This window comes from Novosphingobium sp. UBA6272 (assembly GCF_002440635.1).
GTDB lineage: Bacteria > Pseudomonadota > Alphaproteobacteria > Sphingomonadales > Sphingomonadaceae > Novosphingobium.
The window spans coordinates 45,680-63,030 of the sequence record NZ_DJUW01000003.1; the positions used below are offsets into that span (position 1 = coordinate 45,680).

The following is a 17,351-nucleotide window of genomic DNA, read 5'->3' on the forward strand; positions in this document are numbered from 1 at the left end:
CTATTGTCCCAGCCGCAGGTTGGCGACCTGTGAAGCAATGTATTTGAATTGCTGTTTCAAGGCGGTTGTATCGCTGGCCGAATAGGCCCGGCCATCGCTTGAACAGGCTTTCATGTCATTAGTGAGCGTGGTGCCGAACGCAACCACCCAGACGGTGATCCCTTGCGCTTTTGCTTCCTCGCAAGCGGCCAGGAACCTTGAGGTATGCCGCGCCGCAACCGTGTTTGTATCGCTGCCGAAGGGCGCAATCCGGTTGGACAGCACTTCAATGCCATAGGCATTGTAGCCCCAGATGTAAGGTTCCATCTGACCGTCAGACATGAAAATCAGGTGGCGGCTAACGGCCTTGTCGTCCTTGTTGACGTTGTCCTCGAATATCCCGCGCGGATTGGCCAAGCGAACGCCCCAGATCATACCGATATCGTGATAGGTATTACCCGATGGAGTGAGCCCGTTGAGGTACGTGTTCAGCCAAGCAGGCACGTCGTTCGGGTCGGCCGCCAATTCGACTTCGGTAAACAACTTCATCTGCGCCGGACAGGGAGGGGTTACCGTCGAATAATTGCTGGTGGAATCCTCAAACGCCTGGTTCGACCGGTAGTAGGTCAATCCACCCCATTGGGGGCGCCAGCGCGTTTCAGTAGAATTTGGTGCCGACGTGATGTCAAGGTCGTATGCGTTGTCGGGGATAGGGCTCCAGTCGGCGTCGTCAACGGTATCGCGTTCTTCCAGACAGCCGTTCCACGTCATGTTGGTCAGGCCGACATTGCGCATGCTGCTACCGTTCAACTGCGCCATAGTGAGCATATTATAGTATCCGGGGGTGTCCGCGTACGTGAAATTCTCGCTCTTATCGACGATTGACCCGCTGGGCGCTGTGATGCCCGTGCCCACAGCCACGCTCGCGCCGGTCTTGTAACTAGACGTATTGAGCGTCACCTGCTTGTAGCGCCAGTTCGAAAACGCATACTTGGTGACGTAAGTGGTTTGTGTGGTTTTTACGGTCCGCACGCATGTCCGGGTGGTGCCCGTGCCGGTCCAGGATTTGAAGGTATAGTCTTTCCGCGTCACCGTGGCCGGGGCAGTACCCGTGATCACGGGATTGGAGCCCGTGGTCGGATAAGTGTTGCTTCCATATTTGTTGCAGTTGGTTGAGCTAAGCTTGGACGGATATGTTTCATCAACCGTGCTGATCACGGTTGATGTTCCGACATGCACTGGCGTGTTGAACCTGGCCTCACGCGACTGATATTGCGCTGTGTCGCTGAAATATTCGGTCGGCATCGGTGTGGTCGGGTCCGCAAGCAAGCCCTTGGCGTTGACTGTGGTCGAATAGGGCACAAAACCATAGCGCACCCGCGTATCATCCGCGGTCACCGCTTCATTCATTGTCCTGTGAAAGTCTTTTACCGCTTCTCGAAGGCCGGTGATGCGCGTCCCTGCCATCGAACCGGTGGTATCCAGCACGAACATCACGTCAGTATTGGAAACCTGCAATTCGGCCATGCAGTCCGCCTGAAGATCAAACTTGTCTTTGTTGAACATCTTCATGACCACAGTCGGCAATCTGGCTGTGGCTGTGCCGGTTACCTGCCCTTGATCATTGCTGGCGGTAACGAATGTAACTCCGGTTGCGTCGATAGCCCCGGCATCGAAGTTGAAGTTGAAGAGCTTTTGCGCCTTGGCCTTTTCATTGGTGTCGTAGACGCCGGTCTTGCCCATGGCGCGCCGCCCAGCCAGAACTCCGGCATCGCAGGCGGATTGCAACTGAGTTTTCGCCATATAGGCGCGGCTCATATCAAGACCGCCGCCGATCAGGGCCAACAGCGGAATCACCGAAACCGCGACAATCAGGCCGACATTGCCGGAATTGTCGCGGACTAATCGCCGTAACTGGCTTTGCTTTTCAGCCATTTTCCGTCCGCTGCCCCGCTATATCCGAATTGCGTCCATAGTCGGCGATAGCTGGCAGAGGTTACCGATAGGTAAAGCCAGCAGAGAAGTGCCAGAACCAGCAATCGGCCGAATCAAGGCTGGCGCAGAGTTTGACGATGGTACTTTGACACGACCGATGGCGCCGCATCCCCGACGATTCCGGCGCACCACCCGTGACAGCACGGGGTGGGCCTGCTAACGGCGGGTCAAAGGTTCCGGGATTGTCATGACCAAGCTTTCAAGTATCAGAAATTTCAGCATTATTGCTCATATCGACCACGGCAAGTCCACGCTGGCGGACCGGCTGATCCAGTACACCGGCGGCCTGACCGAGCGCGAGATGTCGGCGCAAGTCCTTGATAACATGGACATCGAGAAAGAGCGCGGGATCACCATCAAGGCCCAGACGGTGCGGCTCAAGTACAAGGCCAGGGACGGCCTCGACTATGAGCTCAACCTGATGGACACCCCCGGCCACGTCGACTTCGCCTATGAGGTCAGCCGTAGCCTCGCCGCCTGCGAAGGCGCGCTGCTGGTGGTCGACGCCGCCCAGGGGGTCGAAGCGCAGACCCTCGCCAACGTCTACCAGTCGATCGAACACGACCACGAGATCGTGCCGGTGATCAACAAGATCGACCTCCCCGCCGCCGAGCCCGACAAGGTCCGCGCCGAAATCGAGGAAATCATCGGGCTCGACGCCAGCCAGGCCGTCCTCACCAGCGCCAAGTCCGGGATCGGGATCGAGGACGTGCTCGAAGCCGTGGTCCAGCGCATCCCGCCCCCCAAGGGCGACGCCGCCGCCCCGCTCAAGGCGATGCTGGTCGATAGCTGGTACGATCCCTACCTCGGCGTGGTGATCCTCGTCCGGGTGATCGACGGGGTGATCCGCAAGGGCCTCAGCGTCAAGTTCATGGCCGGCGGCACCGAACACCTGATTGACCGGGTCGGCTGCATGACCCCCAAGATCGAGACGCTCAGCGAGCTCGGCCCGGGCGAAATCGGCTTCATCACCGCGCAGATCAAGGAAGTCGCCCAGGCCAAGGTCGGCGATACCATCACCACCACCAAAAACGGCGCGGCCCAGGCGCTGCCCGGCTTCAAGGAAGTCCAGCCGGTGGTGTTCTGCGGCCTGTTCCCGGTCGACGCCGCCGATTTTGAAAAGCTGCGCGAGTCGATCGCCAAGCTGCGGCTCAACGACGCCTCGTTCAGCTTCGAGATGGAGAGCAGCGCCGCGCTCGGCTTCGGCTTTCGCTGCGGCTTCCTCGGCCTGCTGCACCTCGAGATCATCCAGGAGCGCCTCACCCGCGAGTACGACCTTGACCTGATCACCACCGCCCCCTCGGTGGTCTACCGCATCCAGCTGCGCAAATCGCGCACCGACGACGCGCGCGAGATCATGCTCCACAACCCGGCCGACTATCCCGATCCCAGCCGGATCGAGCAGATCGACGAGCCCTGGATCAAGGCGACGATCTATACCCCCGACGAATACCTCGGCTCGATCCTCAAGCTCTGCCAGGATCGCCGCGGGGTGCAGACCGGGCTGACCTACGTGGGCGGCCGCGCCCAGATCAGCTACGAACTGCCGCTCAACGAAGTGGTGTTCGATTTCTACGACCGCCTGAAAAGCATCAGCCGCGGCTATGCCAGCTTCGATTACGAGCAGATCGGCCTGCGCGAGGGCGACCTGGTCAAGATGTCGATCCTGGTCAACAACGAGCCGGTCGACGCGCTCAGCATGATCGTCCACCGCGGCGTCGCCGAAGTGCGCGGCCGCCACATGTGCGAACGCCTGAAAGACCTGATCCCCCGCCACCTGTTCAAGATCCCGGTCCAGGCCGCGATCGGCGGCAAGGTGATCGCCCGCGAAACCATCGCCGCGATGCGCAAGGACGTGACCGCCAAATGCTATGGCGGCGACATCACCCGCAAGAAGAAGCTGCTGGAAAAGCAGAAAAAGGGCAAGGCGCGGATGCGGGAGTACGGCAACGTCAGCATCCCGCAGGAAGCGTTTATCGCTGCGCTGAGGATGGGCGAGGAGTAAGACCGCCAAGATCCTCCCTATCGCCTTGCGATGGGGAGGTGGCATTCGCGCAGCGAATGACGGAGGGGTATCAACCCCATAGTCTCTTCCCAACCGTCAGCCGCGTAAAGAGACCCGTGGCTCTTGCAGCCTTGATCCGGGCCAAGGCTTTTGCTTCTTCCGCCCCGCAACAAACAAGCCCAACCCCGGATCAAGTCCGGGGCGACTACCAAATTGGCGCCACCCCCAGATCCTCCCTATCGCCTTGCGATGGGGAGGTGGCATTCGCGCAGCGAATGACGGAGGGGCACTCCCCCCACACCAACTCCCGCGCGACGAACCCCCGCAACCGTGTTACGGCCCCCCGCACACCATCCAGACAACCACAAAGAGAATCACCCCACCATGGCCTCGTACAAAGAACCCAGCTTCCAGGAACGCACCGCGCTCGCCCAGCAGGCCCGCGCCAAGGCGCTAGCCAAGCTCGCCGCCAAGCCCGCTCCCGATCCCGCCGAAGTAGCCAAGCGCCAGGCCGCCGCCGCCGCGCGCGAACAGGCCGCCGCCGAAAAGCGCGCCGCCGCCAAGGCCGCGCAGGCCCAGGCCAAAGCCGACAAACTCGCCGCCGCCGCCGCCCCGCCAGAGCCGACCGGCCCCACCGAAGCAGAACTCAAAGCCGCGCGCGATGAACGCTACGCGGCGCGGAAGAAGCGGAAGGGGTGAGGGTTCGCATAGAGTACGTTCAAAGCCGGCCGAACAGTGCGCGCAAAGCTGGGATTCGCGGCACTGGCCATGAAGCCCAAAGAAATATGGAAAGCCAAAGACCCCGATCTGCGCGGATCGCTGGCCGCCATGCGCCGCGCGGTAGCGCTGGCGTGCAATGTCGCGATCCAGACCGATACGGGTATTGTGGTGGTACGTGAGGGTAAGCCGGTACGGATTGATGCGGCGGAACTGCAGGCGGGGGAGCTGTAGCGCGTGACAATTGATATGCTGTTATCCTAATTCAAATGTGCACCGCGAATTGATCACCGATCCATTTTCCCTTCGTAACTTGCACTTTGCAGTAAATGAAATTAGCCATACATAGCTCCATTGGACGGTCAACTGACCTAAGCAAAAATCGAGTCATTTTGCGATGAGCGATGACCCTGACCAAACGCGCAAAGATCGCCCGCCCAGGCGGGCGCAAGAACATTTTAGGCTCGATCTGACCCGAGAAGTGGTTGCAATTGACGACGAGTCTGGGTTGGTTCGAATGGTGCTGACACCAGACCCTCGGCGCTATCAGAAAATTGACCGCGAGGAAGAAGGGAATTGGTTTCTCGACAAGTACTTTCAGACGGTCTTTAATCTCAATGATTTTGTGAGCGGTGCATCTGGTCTTCCAGTTTTTGCTTCGGAGCGCACTGTCGATTCCATTGAAGAATATGCCAGTGAACGGCAGGCTGCTGTTGCGAGCGAGTTGCGCGATGGAGCTTACATTCGGCCGCGACAATCAGGTAGAGAGCATCGAGAGCTAGAGTTAGAAGAAGAAAAAAATGTCGCATTCGTATCGGTCGATATTTGCGGTTCGACCGCCTTGCGGCAGGCACATCCAGAGGGGTTTGAAGCATCACATCGCATATTGATGCAGGAGCTCGGCGCAACAGTCGGGCAATTTCAAGGGTCTATACTTAAGACCACAGGCGACGGTTTCATTGCGTTATTGGACTTGCCGAGCTTCAACGTCCTTGCCGACAGCGCGTTTGACCTAGGCGGATCGCTTCTTCATGTGCTGCACGGTGCTGTGAATCCGGCCCTAGAAGGTGAGGGCTTCCCTAAGTTGTCAGTACGCATCGGAGCGGATTTCGGACCAGCACAAATTCGTGCGATTAATGTTCCTCTCACAGGGTTCCGAACACTGGAAGTAACCAGTGATGCGCTAAACCGAGCGGTAAAAATAGAACAGAGTTGCGCGCCCGATTCATTCCGGGTTGGATATGATCTCTATCGGATCGGCCATGTTCAATGGCTTGAGCGCTCCTACGCCGTGGATTTTGACGATCAGTGCGTGGGAATCCCAGGTTATCAGGTCTTTGAGGTTCGCTAGATGCCAGTCAATGACCTTGATCGACTAAGTTCCGTATATCATCACGTGCAAAGTCGTCGCATCGAACTGCTTCGTCGGAGAATACAAGCTCAAGAACGGACCATTGCAAAAGGATTTTTGATCCCGGATCCAGCCAACTTGCCTATTGGGAGGGGTAGGCGATTAGAAGCTGCAGTTATGTTTCTCGACATATCGGACTTCACTTCGCGACCTTCCGAAACTGAGGGGGAGCAAGAGGTCACCGTACGATGCCTTTCGTTTTTCTTTGGTGAGATTGTTCGAATTATAGAAGACTATGGTGGTTCTGTAGAAAAGAATACCGGTGATGGCGTGATGGCATATTTTAGTCGACGATCGGGGCCGGGAGACCCGCGGAAGCGCGCTGTAGCTTGCGCCATGACGATGTTCTATGCTGCTGAGAATTTCATCAATCCTGCTATTTCTGCGAGCAATGCTTCCCCATTGGCGTTTCGCATTTGCATCGATTTTGGCTTTGTTACGATTGCTCGAATGGGTGCGGCACAAAGGTTCAATCATATCGTCGCTGTAGGGGCTACAGCAAACCGAACCTCGAAGATGCTTAGGTTTGCAAATTCTGGCGACCTAATGATTGGACAAGAGATGCTTGGCGGCCTCCCCCGAGAATGGCTGCAGAGCCACGTTCGTACTGCAACTTCGCAGACAGGTTGGACATATCCCGACGGTTCGCCGTACCCACTTTACCTGTTTGATGGGCGATGGGTTCGACCAATATAGGTACGTTAGGACAGTATATGACGGAAAACGAATTTCCTCGTTGGCAGACAGATTTCGCAAGTTTCGAAGAGAGTTATCTCAGGCACTACGTTGCACTTGCTGATACTAAAGCCGCCGCAGTCTTCGGCCTATCCTCTGCGATTTTCGCTTACATGCTTTCCAATCAGAAGTTTTTAGATTTAATTACAGCAGATTGGACGTCAGAAAGGTCCATCGTTGGAAGCATTGCGATTGCGGGCTTGGTTCTCACTGCTTTCCATTCAATTTGGGTCGTTATGCCGAGACTCCCAAAAGGTGCAGAGGGAATAATATTTTTCGGGGCGGTAAAAAATCTCCCGAGCGGACTCGCATACCGACAGAAGGTTGCTGAATGCTCTGAAAGTCAGCTTACTGCAGCAAGATTGGATCATTGTTACACGTTGGCGCAAATTTGCTGGTCTAAATATGTTGTGTTAAGACGCGCTATCTGGATTGGATTATCGTCTGTCATTCTACTGGTTTTCATATCGCCATCTATTGCCTCAGCGGATGTCGTATCTAAGAATCCCAAGAGTTGTCGATCTTAGAACCTGTCAATTGCAACCCTGCTTCATCCCGTGTTTTCTAGCAGTGGTGCGGATAGGGTCGCGAAGTTCTCCTAAATTCACCCCTCCCGCACCTCCTCACTCCCACCATCCTTCCCCTTCCTCTTCCCCCGCCGCGCCAGCTTCGCCGCATGGTGCGCGTGCTCCGTTTGCTCCTCCGCGACCGTCCCCAGCGTCTCGGCGCGGTAATTCTCGTCGGCCACGCCGCCCAGCGGGTGGCTTTCGCCTTCGGCCCAGAGCGAGCCGGTCCAGTCCTTGGGCAGGCGGAGCAGCTGGTGGCGGGCGCGGCGTTGGCGGTCGATGTCCTTGGCTTGCTCGAACAGGTCGTACAGGCGGCGGGTGCGGGGGCTCATCTTGGCGAGCCAGCTCTTGTGGATCCGCTCGATCCGGTCGTTGAGCGCCTCGGCCGTGGCCTGGGGATCGTGGCGCTCGGCCGCGCGTTCGGCTTCCCATTCCTTGCGCCACTGCTTCTTGAGGCGGCTGAGTTCGGTCGCCTTGAGCGGATCGCCGACCGTGTTCTGGCGGACGAGGACGCGGCCATCGGCGCTGAACCGGGTGGGGGCCCCTTCGACAAGCTCAGGGTGAGCGGAGGTAGCGCACCCTCCGATCGTCCTGAGCTTGCCGAAGGACGGCCTTGACGCTGCCGGTATCGGCCAGCGCCTCGTTGAACTGGCGCCGGCGCGCCTCGGTCAAGCCATCATGGCGGCTGGTCTGACGGGGGACGGGGAGGGCGGCGCCCTCAGGCCGCGGCGACCTTGTCGTCCGGCGCTTCGGCCAGATTGGCGAAGCTGACCGCGCGGTTGCGGCCGGTCTGCTTGGCTTCGTAGAGCGCGCGGTCGGCGCGGCGGTAAAGCTCGCGCCAGGCGGGTTCGTCGGCGACCGGGCCGTCGGCCAGCCCGATCGAGATCGTCACCTGCGCGGCGTGCGGCATCGCGGCGGTGCGCAGATCGTGGAGCAGCACGAGCGCGAGCGCTTCGGGCAGGTCCTGGGCCATGCCGATGATCGCGAACTCCTCGCCCCCGATCCGCGCGACCGAGCCGAGCAGGTCAGCCTTGATCGCAAGCCGGGTGGCGACCTCGCGCAGCACCTCGTCGCCCTGGTCGTGGCCGTGGGCGTCGTTGATCGCCTTGAAGTGGTCGATATCGATCAGCAGCAGCCGGATCGGGCCCTGCGCGCCCAGCTCGGTCGCGGTGTCGAGCAGCGCGCGGCGGTTGAGCAGGCCGGTCAGCGGGTCGGTGATTGCCAGGTTGCGGCTCTGGCGCTGCAGGCTGAGCAGGCGGATCACATTGGTCTGCTGCTTGTGGATCATGTGCAGCTGGAACAGCGCCGCGACCAGCAGGCTGACCCCGACCGCGAGGTCCATCCGCTGGCCCGAGGTGAACAGCAGCGCCGCCATCGGCACGAGGTTGATCACCAGGTTGAGGATCGCGCCGAGCCGCGCGCTGGCGACGCAATAGGCGGTGCTGAAGGCGCCCAATGCTATGATCATCGGGTAATAGATCCGCTCGTCCGGCGGCGCGCCGAGCCACGAATAGACGCACCAGGCCGAGCACATCGTCGCGATCAGGCTGGACGAGACCGTCGCCTGGCGCAGGAAGGCGCGGGCGCGGCGCGGGCTCACCGTCAGCCGCAGGTCACGGCGCAGGTTGAGGTAGCCGGCGAGGCAGAACAGCGCCATCGCCGCGGGAACGACAAAGCGCACCCACAGGCTCGCGTCGGGCGCGGCGGCCAGCGCGGCGCAGGGCGTGGTCAGCAGGAAGGCAAGGAACAGCAGCTTCGACTGTTCCTGCAGCTGCCCGGCGGACAGCAACAGGAACTCGTCCCGGATTTCCTCCGGAACATAGGGGTTGAGGAACCCCCGGATCGCTGCCCCCACCTTGGTCACGGCAACAGGGCTAGGGGCAAACCCTGAAACATCAGTTAAACCGCACGCGTATTTCAGCGTTCTATTTGATCAGTAAGTAAAAATGCGGAAGACTTGTAATTGTTAAAAATGCGGCGATAGTCGTCATGCTGAATAGACGCGAATTTCGAAGGGCCCTTCATGCCGCATACCGCACCCGCTAATCCCAGCCTGCCGCAGAACGACACTCCCGAGCAGCAGGCCGCGCGTGCCATCCAGCTCGACCTGACCCGGCTCGACTACCAATGGGGCACGGTCGGCACCTTGCCCGACGTGCCGGTGGTCCAGGGCCTGCCCGGATCCGAAACCCCGACGCTGAGCTGGTGGGTGATGCTGGCCGGGATCCTGGTCAAGCTGGTCGAGAACCACATCGCCGTCCAGCTGGAAGCCCTGGCCCGCGATCCGCTGGTCGAGGCGGGGGAGATCGCCGTGAACCAGGCCCTGGTGGCCGAGATCAAGGCCGAGGTCACCGCGATCCAGGCCAAGATCGCCCACAATACAAGCGGCGGGACCTTCTGGACGCGGCTGGTCGAGGACGTCGAGATGGAAGTGCTCTCGCTGGGCGAAGAAGCGCTGGCGGCGCGGTTCGAGAACCATTCGCGCAAGCTCTGCGCCGCGCTCGAACTGGGCGTGGCGAGCGAGGCGGACCTCGGCTCCGGCTTTCCCCGCAGCCTTGAGGCTTACCGCGACCTGTTCCGCGAGATTCCGCTGCCGGGGATCGCCTGGTGCTTTCAGGACGATGCCGAATTCGCCCGGCTGCGGGTCGCTGGTCCCAATCCGATGCTGCTGGCGAGGGTGGTCGACGCGTTGCCGGCCAAGTTCCCGCTCAACGCGGCGGCTTATGCCGCGATCGTCGCCGGGGATAGCCTGAGCGATGCCCTGGCCGACGGGCGGCTCTACCTGCTCGACTACGCGGCGCTGTCGGTGCTGATCCCCGGATCGACCGACGGGCAGGCCAAGTTCGTCTATTGCCCGATCGCGCTGTTCGCGGTGCCGCCGGGCGGGTCCAGCCTGGTCCCGGTCGCGATCCAGTGCGGGCAGGACCCGGCTGAGCACCCGCTCTTCACTCCTTCGGTCCGCAGCGACGAGCAATGGGGCTGGGATATCGCCAAGCTGATCGTCCAGGTCGCCGACGGCAACTGGCACGAGCTGTTCGCGCACCTTGCCCACACCCATCTGGTGATCGAGGCGGTCGCCGTCTCGACCCGCCGCCACCTTGCCGAAGTCCACCCGCTGTGCGCGCTGCTGGTGCCGCATTTCGAAGGCACGCTGTTCATCAACTACGAAGCCGCGACCAGCCTGATCACCGCCGGCGGGCCGATCGACCGGATCTTTGGCGGGACGATCGCTTCCAGCCAGCAGATGGCTGCCGATGCGCGGGCTACGTTCGATTTCACCCGCGCGATGCTGCCCAATGATCTCAAGGCGCGCGGGGTTGGCGATGCGAGCAAGCTGCCCGACTATCCCTATCGCGACGATGCCCTGCTGGTCTGGCAGGCGATCCACGAATGGGTCCAGGGCTATGTCGGGCTGTACTATTCCGGCGACAATGCGGTGACCGGCGACAGCGAGCTGCAGGCCTGGGCCGCGACGATTGTCGGGGAAGGGCAGGTCAAGGGCTTCGGCCCGATCGAGACCGTGCATCAGCTGATCGACAGCTGCACGATGATCCTGTTCACCGCCAGCGCCCAGCACGCCGCAGTCAACTTTCCGCAGGCGACGATCATGGAGTTCGCCCCGGCGGTGACCGGGGCCGGCTGGCAGGCCGAGCCGCTGGAGCGCCATGGCCACGACCGGCAGGAATGGCTGAGCTACATGCCGCCCACCGATCTGGCGCTGAAACAGCTTGAAGTGCTCTACCTGCTTGGATCGATCCATTATCGCCCGCTCGGCACCTATCTCAGCCGCGACTATCCCTTTCCGGCGTGGTTCACCGATCCTCGGGTGACTGGCAGCGAAGGTCCGCTGACGCACTTTCAGGAGGCGCTGTTCAAGGTCGAACAGCGGATCGCGGCGCGCAACGGAGCGCGCCGCGCGAGCTATCCCTACCTGCTGCCAAGCCAGATCCCGACCAGCATCAACATCTGAAGCCGAAACGAAAAGGCCCCCGTCCACCGGCTAACCGGGCGGACAGGGGCCTTGTCACACCTTTGGGCGGGGCGATCAGTCCATCCGTTCCTTCTGGCAATCTTCCAGCCTCTTTTCGCGCTTCTTGGGATTGCTTTCGGCACCGGCGGTCGCCTTGCACTGACCATAGGGGGTCTTGGCTTCGGCAGCGGCCAGCGCGGCCTTATCGTCGAATTCGGCCAAGAGCTCGCCGTCGGCGGTGAAAGGGGTTTCCTGAGCCAGCTGCGACATCAGTTCGCGGCCCTGCGGCAGGCGTGCCCGCTTGCCGGTGATGAAGCCGGCAAAGATCCCGATCGCGATCACGCCAACGCCGGTCGCCACCGTGTTGCCTTCGCCTTCCTGGCGGAAGCTGCCCTTGACCGGGACAGCGCGCCCGCCAAGGTCGATATGCGTCAGGTCGAATTCCAGCTTGCCCGACTTGCCGAATGCGCCCTTGCCGGTGCGCCAGGTAATCACGGCACTGGCCGGGGTGCCGCGCGGGATCACCACGGTCGAGCCGACCGAAACGTCATTCAGCACGGTCAGCTTGAATGTATTGCCGGCCCTGTGAGTGCTGCTGCTGACTTCTTCGGCCACGGCCAAAGTAATCGGCGTTCCGGCCGCCAGCGAGAGGTTCTGCGGTGCTGCGGCAGGGGCCGGCACTTCAACCACGGCGGGCTGGGTTGCGGCGGCAGGCGCGGCGGCATCCTGCGCGGACACGGACGAAGATACGAGCGCGACCGCAGCCACGCCCAAGGCAAACTTCTTCATGAAACCCCCTCTCGGAATGGCCAACTGCAGGCTGGCCTGCGCTTTGCATATCGAACGATCGCAAGTTGCACAATATGCGGGATTTTTGAGTGAAGGCTGGATCTGTGTCTGCTGCGCGGAACGAACTGCAGGCGCTGATTTTCACAAAATTCCAAGTTCAGTTCGCGTGGATTGCTGTTGCAGTTTGCCAACCGCGAGACCGGATCATCCCAGCGGGCTTGGCTTGGAGGTCAACGAATGTCGCATTTGCGAAACGGGCGGCTGACCTGCCGTCCAGGACTATGAAGCTACGGATCGATACTGATCCAAAATGGCTGAATTCCGCCTGTTTCATCGGATGGCTCGCCGTCACTGCAGAAAAAAGAATATTCCACAATAACAGAGTATTGACTTGCGGCATCCGCTGCTTCACCATTTCCGAGTCGCAAGCATTACATTTGAACTCTTCGGGAGTATCGTGCCTTGAGGTCAGCCCTTTTGGCGGCGGGTGCCGTCGCTTGTCTGATGCCTGCAGTATTGCACGCTGCAGAGACAGTAACCTACACCTATGACGCCAAGGGGCGGCTGGTAAAGGTCGTCCGGTCGGGGACCGTCAACAATGGCGTGCAGACAACCTATACGCACGACAAGGCGGACAATCGCAAGAACACGACGACGACCGGATCGCCGAACAGCAGCCCGCCGCCGTAAACCGGCGGCAGTGCTCGCCAGCCAAAACTACCGCTCTAATCAACGGACCCCACAATGACCGGAACCCTTTCACGCGCCCGCGCGGTGCGCCGTGCCCTGCTGTGCCTTTCGACCGTGCTGGCGACCGGGATAGCCTTGCCTGCTTTCGCTCAAAGCGCAGATCCGCCAGTGCGCGAGGCTGTCGATGAGCGGGGGGTTAACCTCGCGACTGGGGCGGTGACGGTGCCGCGTCATACCTTGACGGTCGGGAGCGGAAATTCTGCACTGTCGGCCGGCGTAGATGTCCGTACGTACAGCCAAGTTCACACCTGGAAGCTTGCCATCAAGTCGAATGGAGCCAGCCAGGTCTTGGTGATAGTCGGCAAGCGATCCTTGGCCTTTAACATCAGCGGATCGACTTACACCAACGTCCAGCAGACCGGTGAAACACTGTCGGGAAGTGGAACGACCTACACCTTCACCGATCGAGATGGATCGATCATTCAGTTTGACCGGTCGCAAGTAGATCCAATTGCTGACGATATCAACTATGGCACCAAGGGCTATCTGGCCCTGGGGAATTCGATCACCTACGCAAATGGTGAAATTATCTCTCTGAAATACAAGTACTATAGTGGAGATGCAATGCTGGGGTGGACCAGCTTTGTCCGGCTGCAGGGCCTTTCATCGTCAAATGGCTATGTCGCCAAGTTCAAGTACGAGACCCAGGCTGCAAACAGCGCTGGTTTCCGCAACATCACCGGGTTGCAGATGGTCAATACAGCCGTCGATTACTGCAATCCTGCAGAAGATACCTGCACAGGATTAACCCAAGCCTGGCCCGAGGTCACTCTGGCCACTGCAGGAGTCTGGGTGGGGAACGGCTATGACTACGCGGTGACCGCAACCGACAACATGAACCGGACTACGACATACAAGTATCCGCAAGCCAAAACAAACAAGTTCGGCTCGCTCCGTCTGCCGGGGCAAACGAGCGACAACTACATCGTCACCTACGGCACCGATGGCCGCGTTTCGGGGGTCACGATCGATGGGCTGACCTGGCAGTATGCCTGGTCCTACGCGGCTCCGAACATGACGACCACGATCACCAAGCCGGGCGGCGCACAGGTTGTCTATGTGACGGATACCACCAAGCAGCGAGTCACAAGCGTCAAGGACGAACTCAATCGGACCACGCTCTACGGATCCGATAGCGCCGCCCGGATCAATTCGATCACCTATCCCGAGGGCAACAATCTGGTTGTGACTTACGATGCGCGCGGGAACGTGATCCAGCAGACCTGGAACCCCAAACCGGGCACGGGCGAGGCGGCCATCACGGTAACCGCAAACTACGACGCGAGCTGCCTGGTGGCGGTGAAGTGCAACAAGCCCAACTGGACCCGCGATGCGCTGAATAACCAGACTGACTATGTCTATGACCCGGTTCACGGCGGAGTGGTGACGGTGACCGCGCCGGCCGACAGCGCCGGTGTCCGCCCGCAGACCCGGGTGACCTATTCGACCAGACAGGCCTATTTCAAGAACGCCGCCGGATCGATCGGTGCATCCGGTCAAAGCACCTATTTGCCGACTGCAATCTCACAATGTCTGAGCGGGGCCAGCTGCGCCGGGACGGCGAACGAGCGCAAGACCACGATTGACTATGGGCCGCAGGTTGCGGGAACGGCGAACAACCTGTTCCCGGTCAGCCAGACAGTCGCGGCGGGCGACAATTCGGTCAGCCTGACGACCAGCCAGACCTTCGATGTCCTTGGCAATGTCAAATCGATCGACGGCCCCTTGCCTGGCACGCAGGACCGCGTGACGATGCATTACGATGCCTTGGGCCGTCAGGTCGGCAAAGTGGGTCCCGACCCCGATGGCGTCGCCGGGGCGGGGCAGCCGCCGGTTGCCCAGCGCACCACCTATAACACCGCCGGGCAGTTGACGAAGGTTGAAACCGGGAACGTCGCCGATCAAACGGATGCGGCCTTTGCCGCCTTCACCCCGATCGCGGAATCCGTGACCACCTATGATGCAAACGGCCGGCCAATCCGGGCCGAGAACAAGGTAGGCGGGACCACCTATGCCGTGGTTCAGCAGAATTACGATGCCCAGGGCCGTCCCGATTGCGTGGCCGTGCGGATGGATTCGGCGGTCTGGAATAGCCAGACCGATGCCTGCCTGCCGCAGACCACTGGTCCGGATGGGCCGGACCGGATCAGCAAGACCGCCTACAACGCCGCCGATGAGGTTACGGGCGTAACCACCGCGCTCGGGACCAGTGCTGTGGCGACCGAAACGACCAGCTATACCGCCAATGGCCAGGTCCAGAACGTCAAGGACGGCGAGGGCAATCTGACCACCTATGAATACGATGGGCATGACCGGTTGAAGAAGACCCGTTTCCCGGTCGTTGCGCAGGGAGCCAATGCCAGTTCGACCACGGACTATGAGGAACTGACCTACAACGCCAATTCCGCTGTAACCGTGAAGCGGCTGCGCGATGGCAGCACGATCGCCAACAGCTATGACAACCTGGGCCGGCTGACCGCCTACACCCCGTCGGGCGAGGCGCAGCAGACGCTGCAGTACAACCTGGTCGGCGACCTGACCTTGTTACAGACTGTCGGAGGCACCGGTTCGGTAAGCCGTACCGTCAACGCGGTGGGCCAGCTCAAGAGCGAGAGCCAGCCATTCGGTTCGGCCAGCTACAACTACGATGCCGGCGGGCGAATGTCGCGGCTGACCTGGGCTGACGGGTTCTTTGTCGACTATGTCTATGACAATGCCGGCAACGTCACCCAGATCCGCGAAAACGGAGCGCTGTCGGGGCTGGGCCTGCTGGCCAGCTATGAGTATGACAATCTGGGCCAGCGCACCAAGGTCACCCGCGGCAATGGCACGGTGACCAATTACACTTTCGATCCGGCCAGGCGGCTGGCTTCGATCGAGCAGAATTTGGCCGGAACGGCCGATGACCACACGATCGGATCGATCACCTACAACCCGACCGGGCAGATCACTGGGCAGACGCGCAGCAATGACAGCTATGCCTGGAGCGCGCATTACAACGTCAACCGCGATTACACGGTCAACGGGCTCAACCAGATGACCGTGGCCGGGGCGACCGGGCTCGGCTATGACGGACGCGGTAACCTGATCACCTCGGGCAGCAGTGCCTATGGCTATGACAAACTCAACCGGATGATATCCGCGCCGGGCATCACCATGGGCTATGATCAGCTGGGGAGGATGAGCAAGTACAATTCCAGTGGCGGCAATTTGCGCTTTGCCTATGCAGGCTCGGCGCTGATCCAGGAAACCGATGGTCCAAGCGGCGCGGTGCTGCGGCGCTATGTCCCCGGGCCGGGCACGGACGAACCGGTGGTGTGGTACGAAAGCGCCACCACCGCCGACCGCCGCTGGCTCCACGCGGATGAACGTGGTAGCGTTATCGCCGTCTCGGACGGATCGGGTGCGATGCTCAGCGTCAACCGTTATGACGAATACGGCATCCCGCAAAGCGGCGGGGCAGGGCGGTTCCGCTATACCGGCCAGGCCTGGCTGTCCGAACTCGGCATGTATTACTACAAGGCGCGGATGTACTCCCCCTCCCTCGGCCGGTTCATGCAGACCGACCCGATCGGGTATGGGGATGGGATGAACCTGTATAACTACGTTGGGTCGGATCCGGTTAATGCGACCGATCCGAGCGGGATGACCACTTGCTCACAGACGATCACATATCATCAGCATATGTGGCTTTCAAACGGCACTGTGGTTCCTGGGCAAATCCACATATTGAACTCGTCGATTGAATGCTCAAGTTCAGGCGGAGGTTCAAATGCAGCTGAAATGAGGCGGATGGCTTGGGCAGAATCGCGGGGAGGTGCGGGAGGAAGTGGAGGCCGTAGTCGAACAACCAATTCAACTAGCGATCCTTGCTCTGATAGTGCGCCGAACCTGAAGATCGATGCCGAGCTATTTCTTATACCCGCATCCCCATTTGGGCAAATAAGCGGCACCTTGACAAACCCTGCGACTGGACAGCAATGGAGTTTCTCTTCGAGAAATGGCTATACCATTGGAACATTTACTGGAAACTATCAGCTCAATGGCACGATAAGCGGAGGGCCCAACGCTTTGCAGGGTGGTTTGGATATTTCTGTCGCTTCAGTTGGCGCATTTGGAAGGAGTTGGGGGAGGACTTCAATAACCAGCAACCGAGGTCGATCGTTAGGTAGTGGCGAGCTCTCACCAGGTGCTTCTGGCGGACCACTACGTGGTCTGAAATCTTGGCGGCTAAATCCCTTAGCCTTGGGCGGTGTTTCATTTGACCCAATAAACGTAACCCTAACAAATTCTGGCATTTGTGGTAATAAAAAATGAAATTTGATGAAATCTATTCATTTTGGATTGCAGCCCTGATGACGGTCTATATAATAGGAGTCATGCTTGATTACGAAATATATTTAAATTATTGGTTAATTATGTGTGTTAGCTTTC

General features: G+C 60.0%; 14 protein-coding genes. 10 read left to right on the forward strand and 4 right to left on the reverse strand.

Annotation, left to right across the window (positions count from 1 at the left end; all coding sequences use genetic code 11):
- Positions 1–1,914: a TadE/TadG family type IV pilus assembly protein gene (locus B2V17_RS02615; protein ID WP_292994870.1), complete on the reverse strand. Its 1,914-nt coding sequence runs from the start codon at positions 1,912–1,914 to the stop codon at positions 1–3.
- Between the two features lie 247 nt (positions 1,915–2,161).
- On the opposite strand from B2V17_RS02615, the gene lepA reads away from it, so the two are divergent.
- The 6 genes from lepA (at position 2,162) to B2V17_RS02645 (ending at position 7,369) form a co-directional block, all read left to right on the forward strand.
- Positions 2,162–3,979, forward strand: coding sequence for a translation elongation factor 4 (gene lepA, locus B2V17_RS02620; protein ID WP_292994872.1), 1,818 nt, complete (start codon positions 2,162–2,164; stop codon positions 3,977–3,979).
- 384 nt (positions 3,980–4,363) lie between these two features.
- Positions 4,364–4,678, forward strand: coding sequence for a DUF6481 family protein (locus tag B2V17_RS02625; protein WP_292994874.1), 315 nt, complete (start codon positions 4,364–4,366; stop codon positions 4,676–4,678).
- Positions 4,679–4,714: 36 nt separating this feature from the next.
- Positions 4,715–4,930, forward strand: a complete 216-nt coding sequence (locus B2V17_RS02630; protein ID WP_292994876.1) for a hypothetical protein — start codon at positions 4,715–4,717, stop codon at positions 4,928–4,930.
- Between the two features lie 163 nt (positions 4,931–5,093).
- Positions 5,094–6,047: an adenylate/guanylate cyclase domain-containing protein gene (locus B2V17_RS02635; protein WP_292994878.1), complete on the forward strand. Its 954-nt coding sequence runs from the start codon at positions 5,094–5,096 to the stop codon at positions 6,045–6,047.
- 177 nt (positions 6,048–6,224) lie between these two features.
- On the forward strand, positions 6,225–6,803 hold the full coding sequence (locus tag B2V17_RS02640) for an adenylate/guanylate cyclase domain-containing protein (RefSeq protein ID WP_292994880.1): 579 nt from the start codon (positions 6,225–6,227) through the stop codon (positions 6,801–6,803).
- Between the two features lie 17 nt (positions 6,804–6,820).
- Positions 6,821–7,369 (forward strand): Pycsar system effector family protein, encoded by a 549-nt coding sequence (locus tag B2V17_RS02645; protein ID WP_292994882.1) that lies wholly within the window; start codon positions 6,821–6,823, stop codon positions 7,367–7,369.
- Positions 7,370–7,446: 77 nt separating this feature from the next.
- Here the strand turns inward: B2V17_RS02645 and B2V17_RS02650 are convergent, their stop codons facing one another.
- Positions 7,447–7,740 (reverse strand): hypothetical protein, encoded by a 294-nt coding sequence (locus B2V17_RS02650; protein ID WP_292994884.1) that lies wholly within the window; start codon positions 7,738–7,740, stop codon positions 7,447–7,449.
- 18 nt (positions 7,741–7,758) lie between these two features.
- Here B2V17_RS02650 and B2V17_RS02655 point away from each other — a divergent pair, with 18 nt between their 5' ends.
- The gene (locus B2V17_RS02655; protein WP_292994886.1) at positions 7,759–8,025 is read left to right on the forward strand and encodes a hypothetical protein; all 267 of its coding nucleotides are present in this window, start codon (positions 7,759–7,761) and stop codon (positions 8,023–8,025) included.
- A gap of 101 nt (positions 8,026–8,126) precedes the next feature.
- On the opposite strand, the gene B2V17_RS02660 is transcribed toward B2V17_RS02655, so the two are convergent.
- Positions 8,127–9,272 (reverse strand): GGDEF domain-containing protein, encoded by a 1,146-nt coding sequence (locus B2V17_RS02660; protein WP_292994888.1) that lies wholly within the window; start codon positions 9,270–9,272, stop codon positions 8,127–8,129.
- Positions 9,273–9,431: 159 nt separating this feature from the next.
- On the opposite strand from B2V17_RS02660, the gene B2V17_RS02665 reads away from it, so the two are divergent.
- Positions 9,432–11,378 (forward strand): lipoxygenase family protein, encoded by a 1,947-nt coding sequence (locus B2V17_RS02665; RefSeq protein ID WP_292994890.1) that lies wholly within the window; start codon positions 9,432–9,434, stop codon positions 11,376–11,378.
- A 75-nt stretch (positions 11,379–11,453) separates the two neighbouring features.
- Here B2V17_RS02665 and B2V17_RS02670 read toward each other — a convergent pair whose 3' ends face one another.
- The gene (locus B2V17_RS02670; protein ID WP_292994892.1) at positions 11,454–12,167 is read right to left on the reverse strand and encodes a hypothetical protein; all 714 of its coding nucleotides are present in this window, start codon (positions 12,165–12,167) and stop codon (positions 11,454–11,456) included.
- 504 nt (positions 12,168–12,671) lie between these two features.
- Here B2V17_RS02670 and B2V17_RS02675 point away from each other — a divergent pair.
- On the forward strand, positions 12,672–12,857 hold the full coding sequence (locus tag B2V17_RS02675) for a hypothetical protein (protein WP_292994894.1): 186 nt from the start codon (positions 12,672–12,674) through the stop codon (positions 12,855–12,857).
- Positions 12,858–12,911: 54 nt separating this feature from the next.
- Positions 12,912–17,234: an RHS repeat domain-containing protein gene (locus B2V17_RS02680; RefSeq protein ID WP_292994896.1), complete on the forward strand. Its 4,323-nt coding sequence runs from the start codon at positions 12,912–12,914 to the stop codon at positions 17,232–17,234.
- Positions 17,235–17,351: the final 117 nt, after the last annotated feature.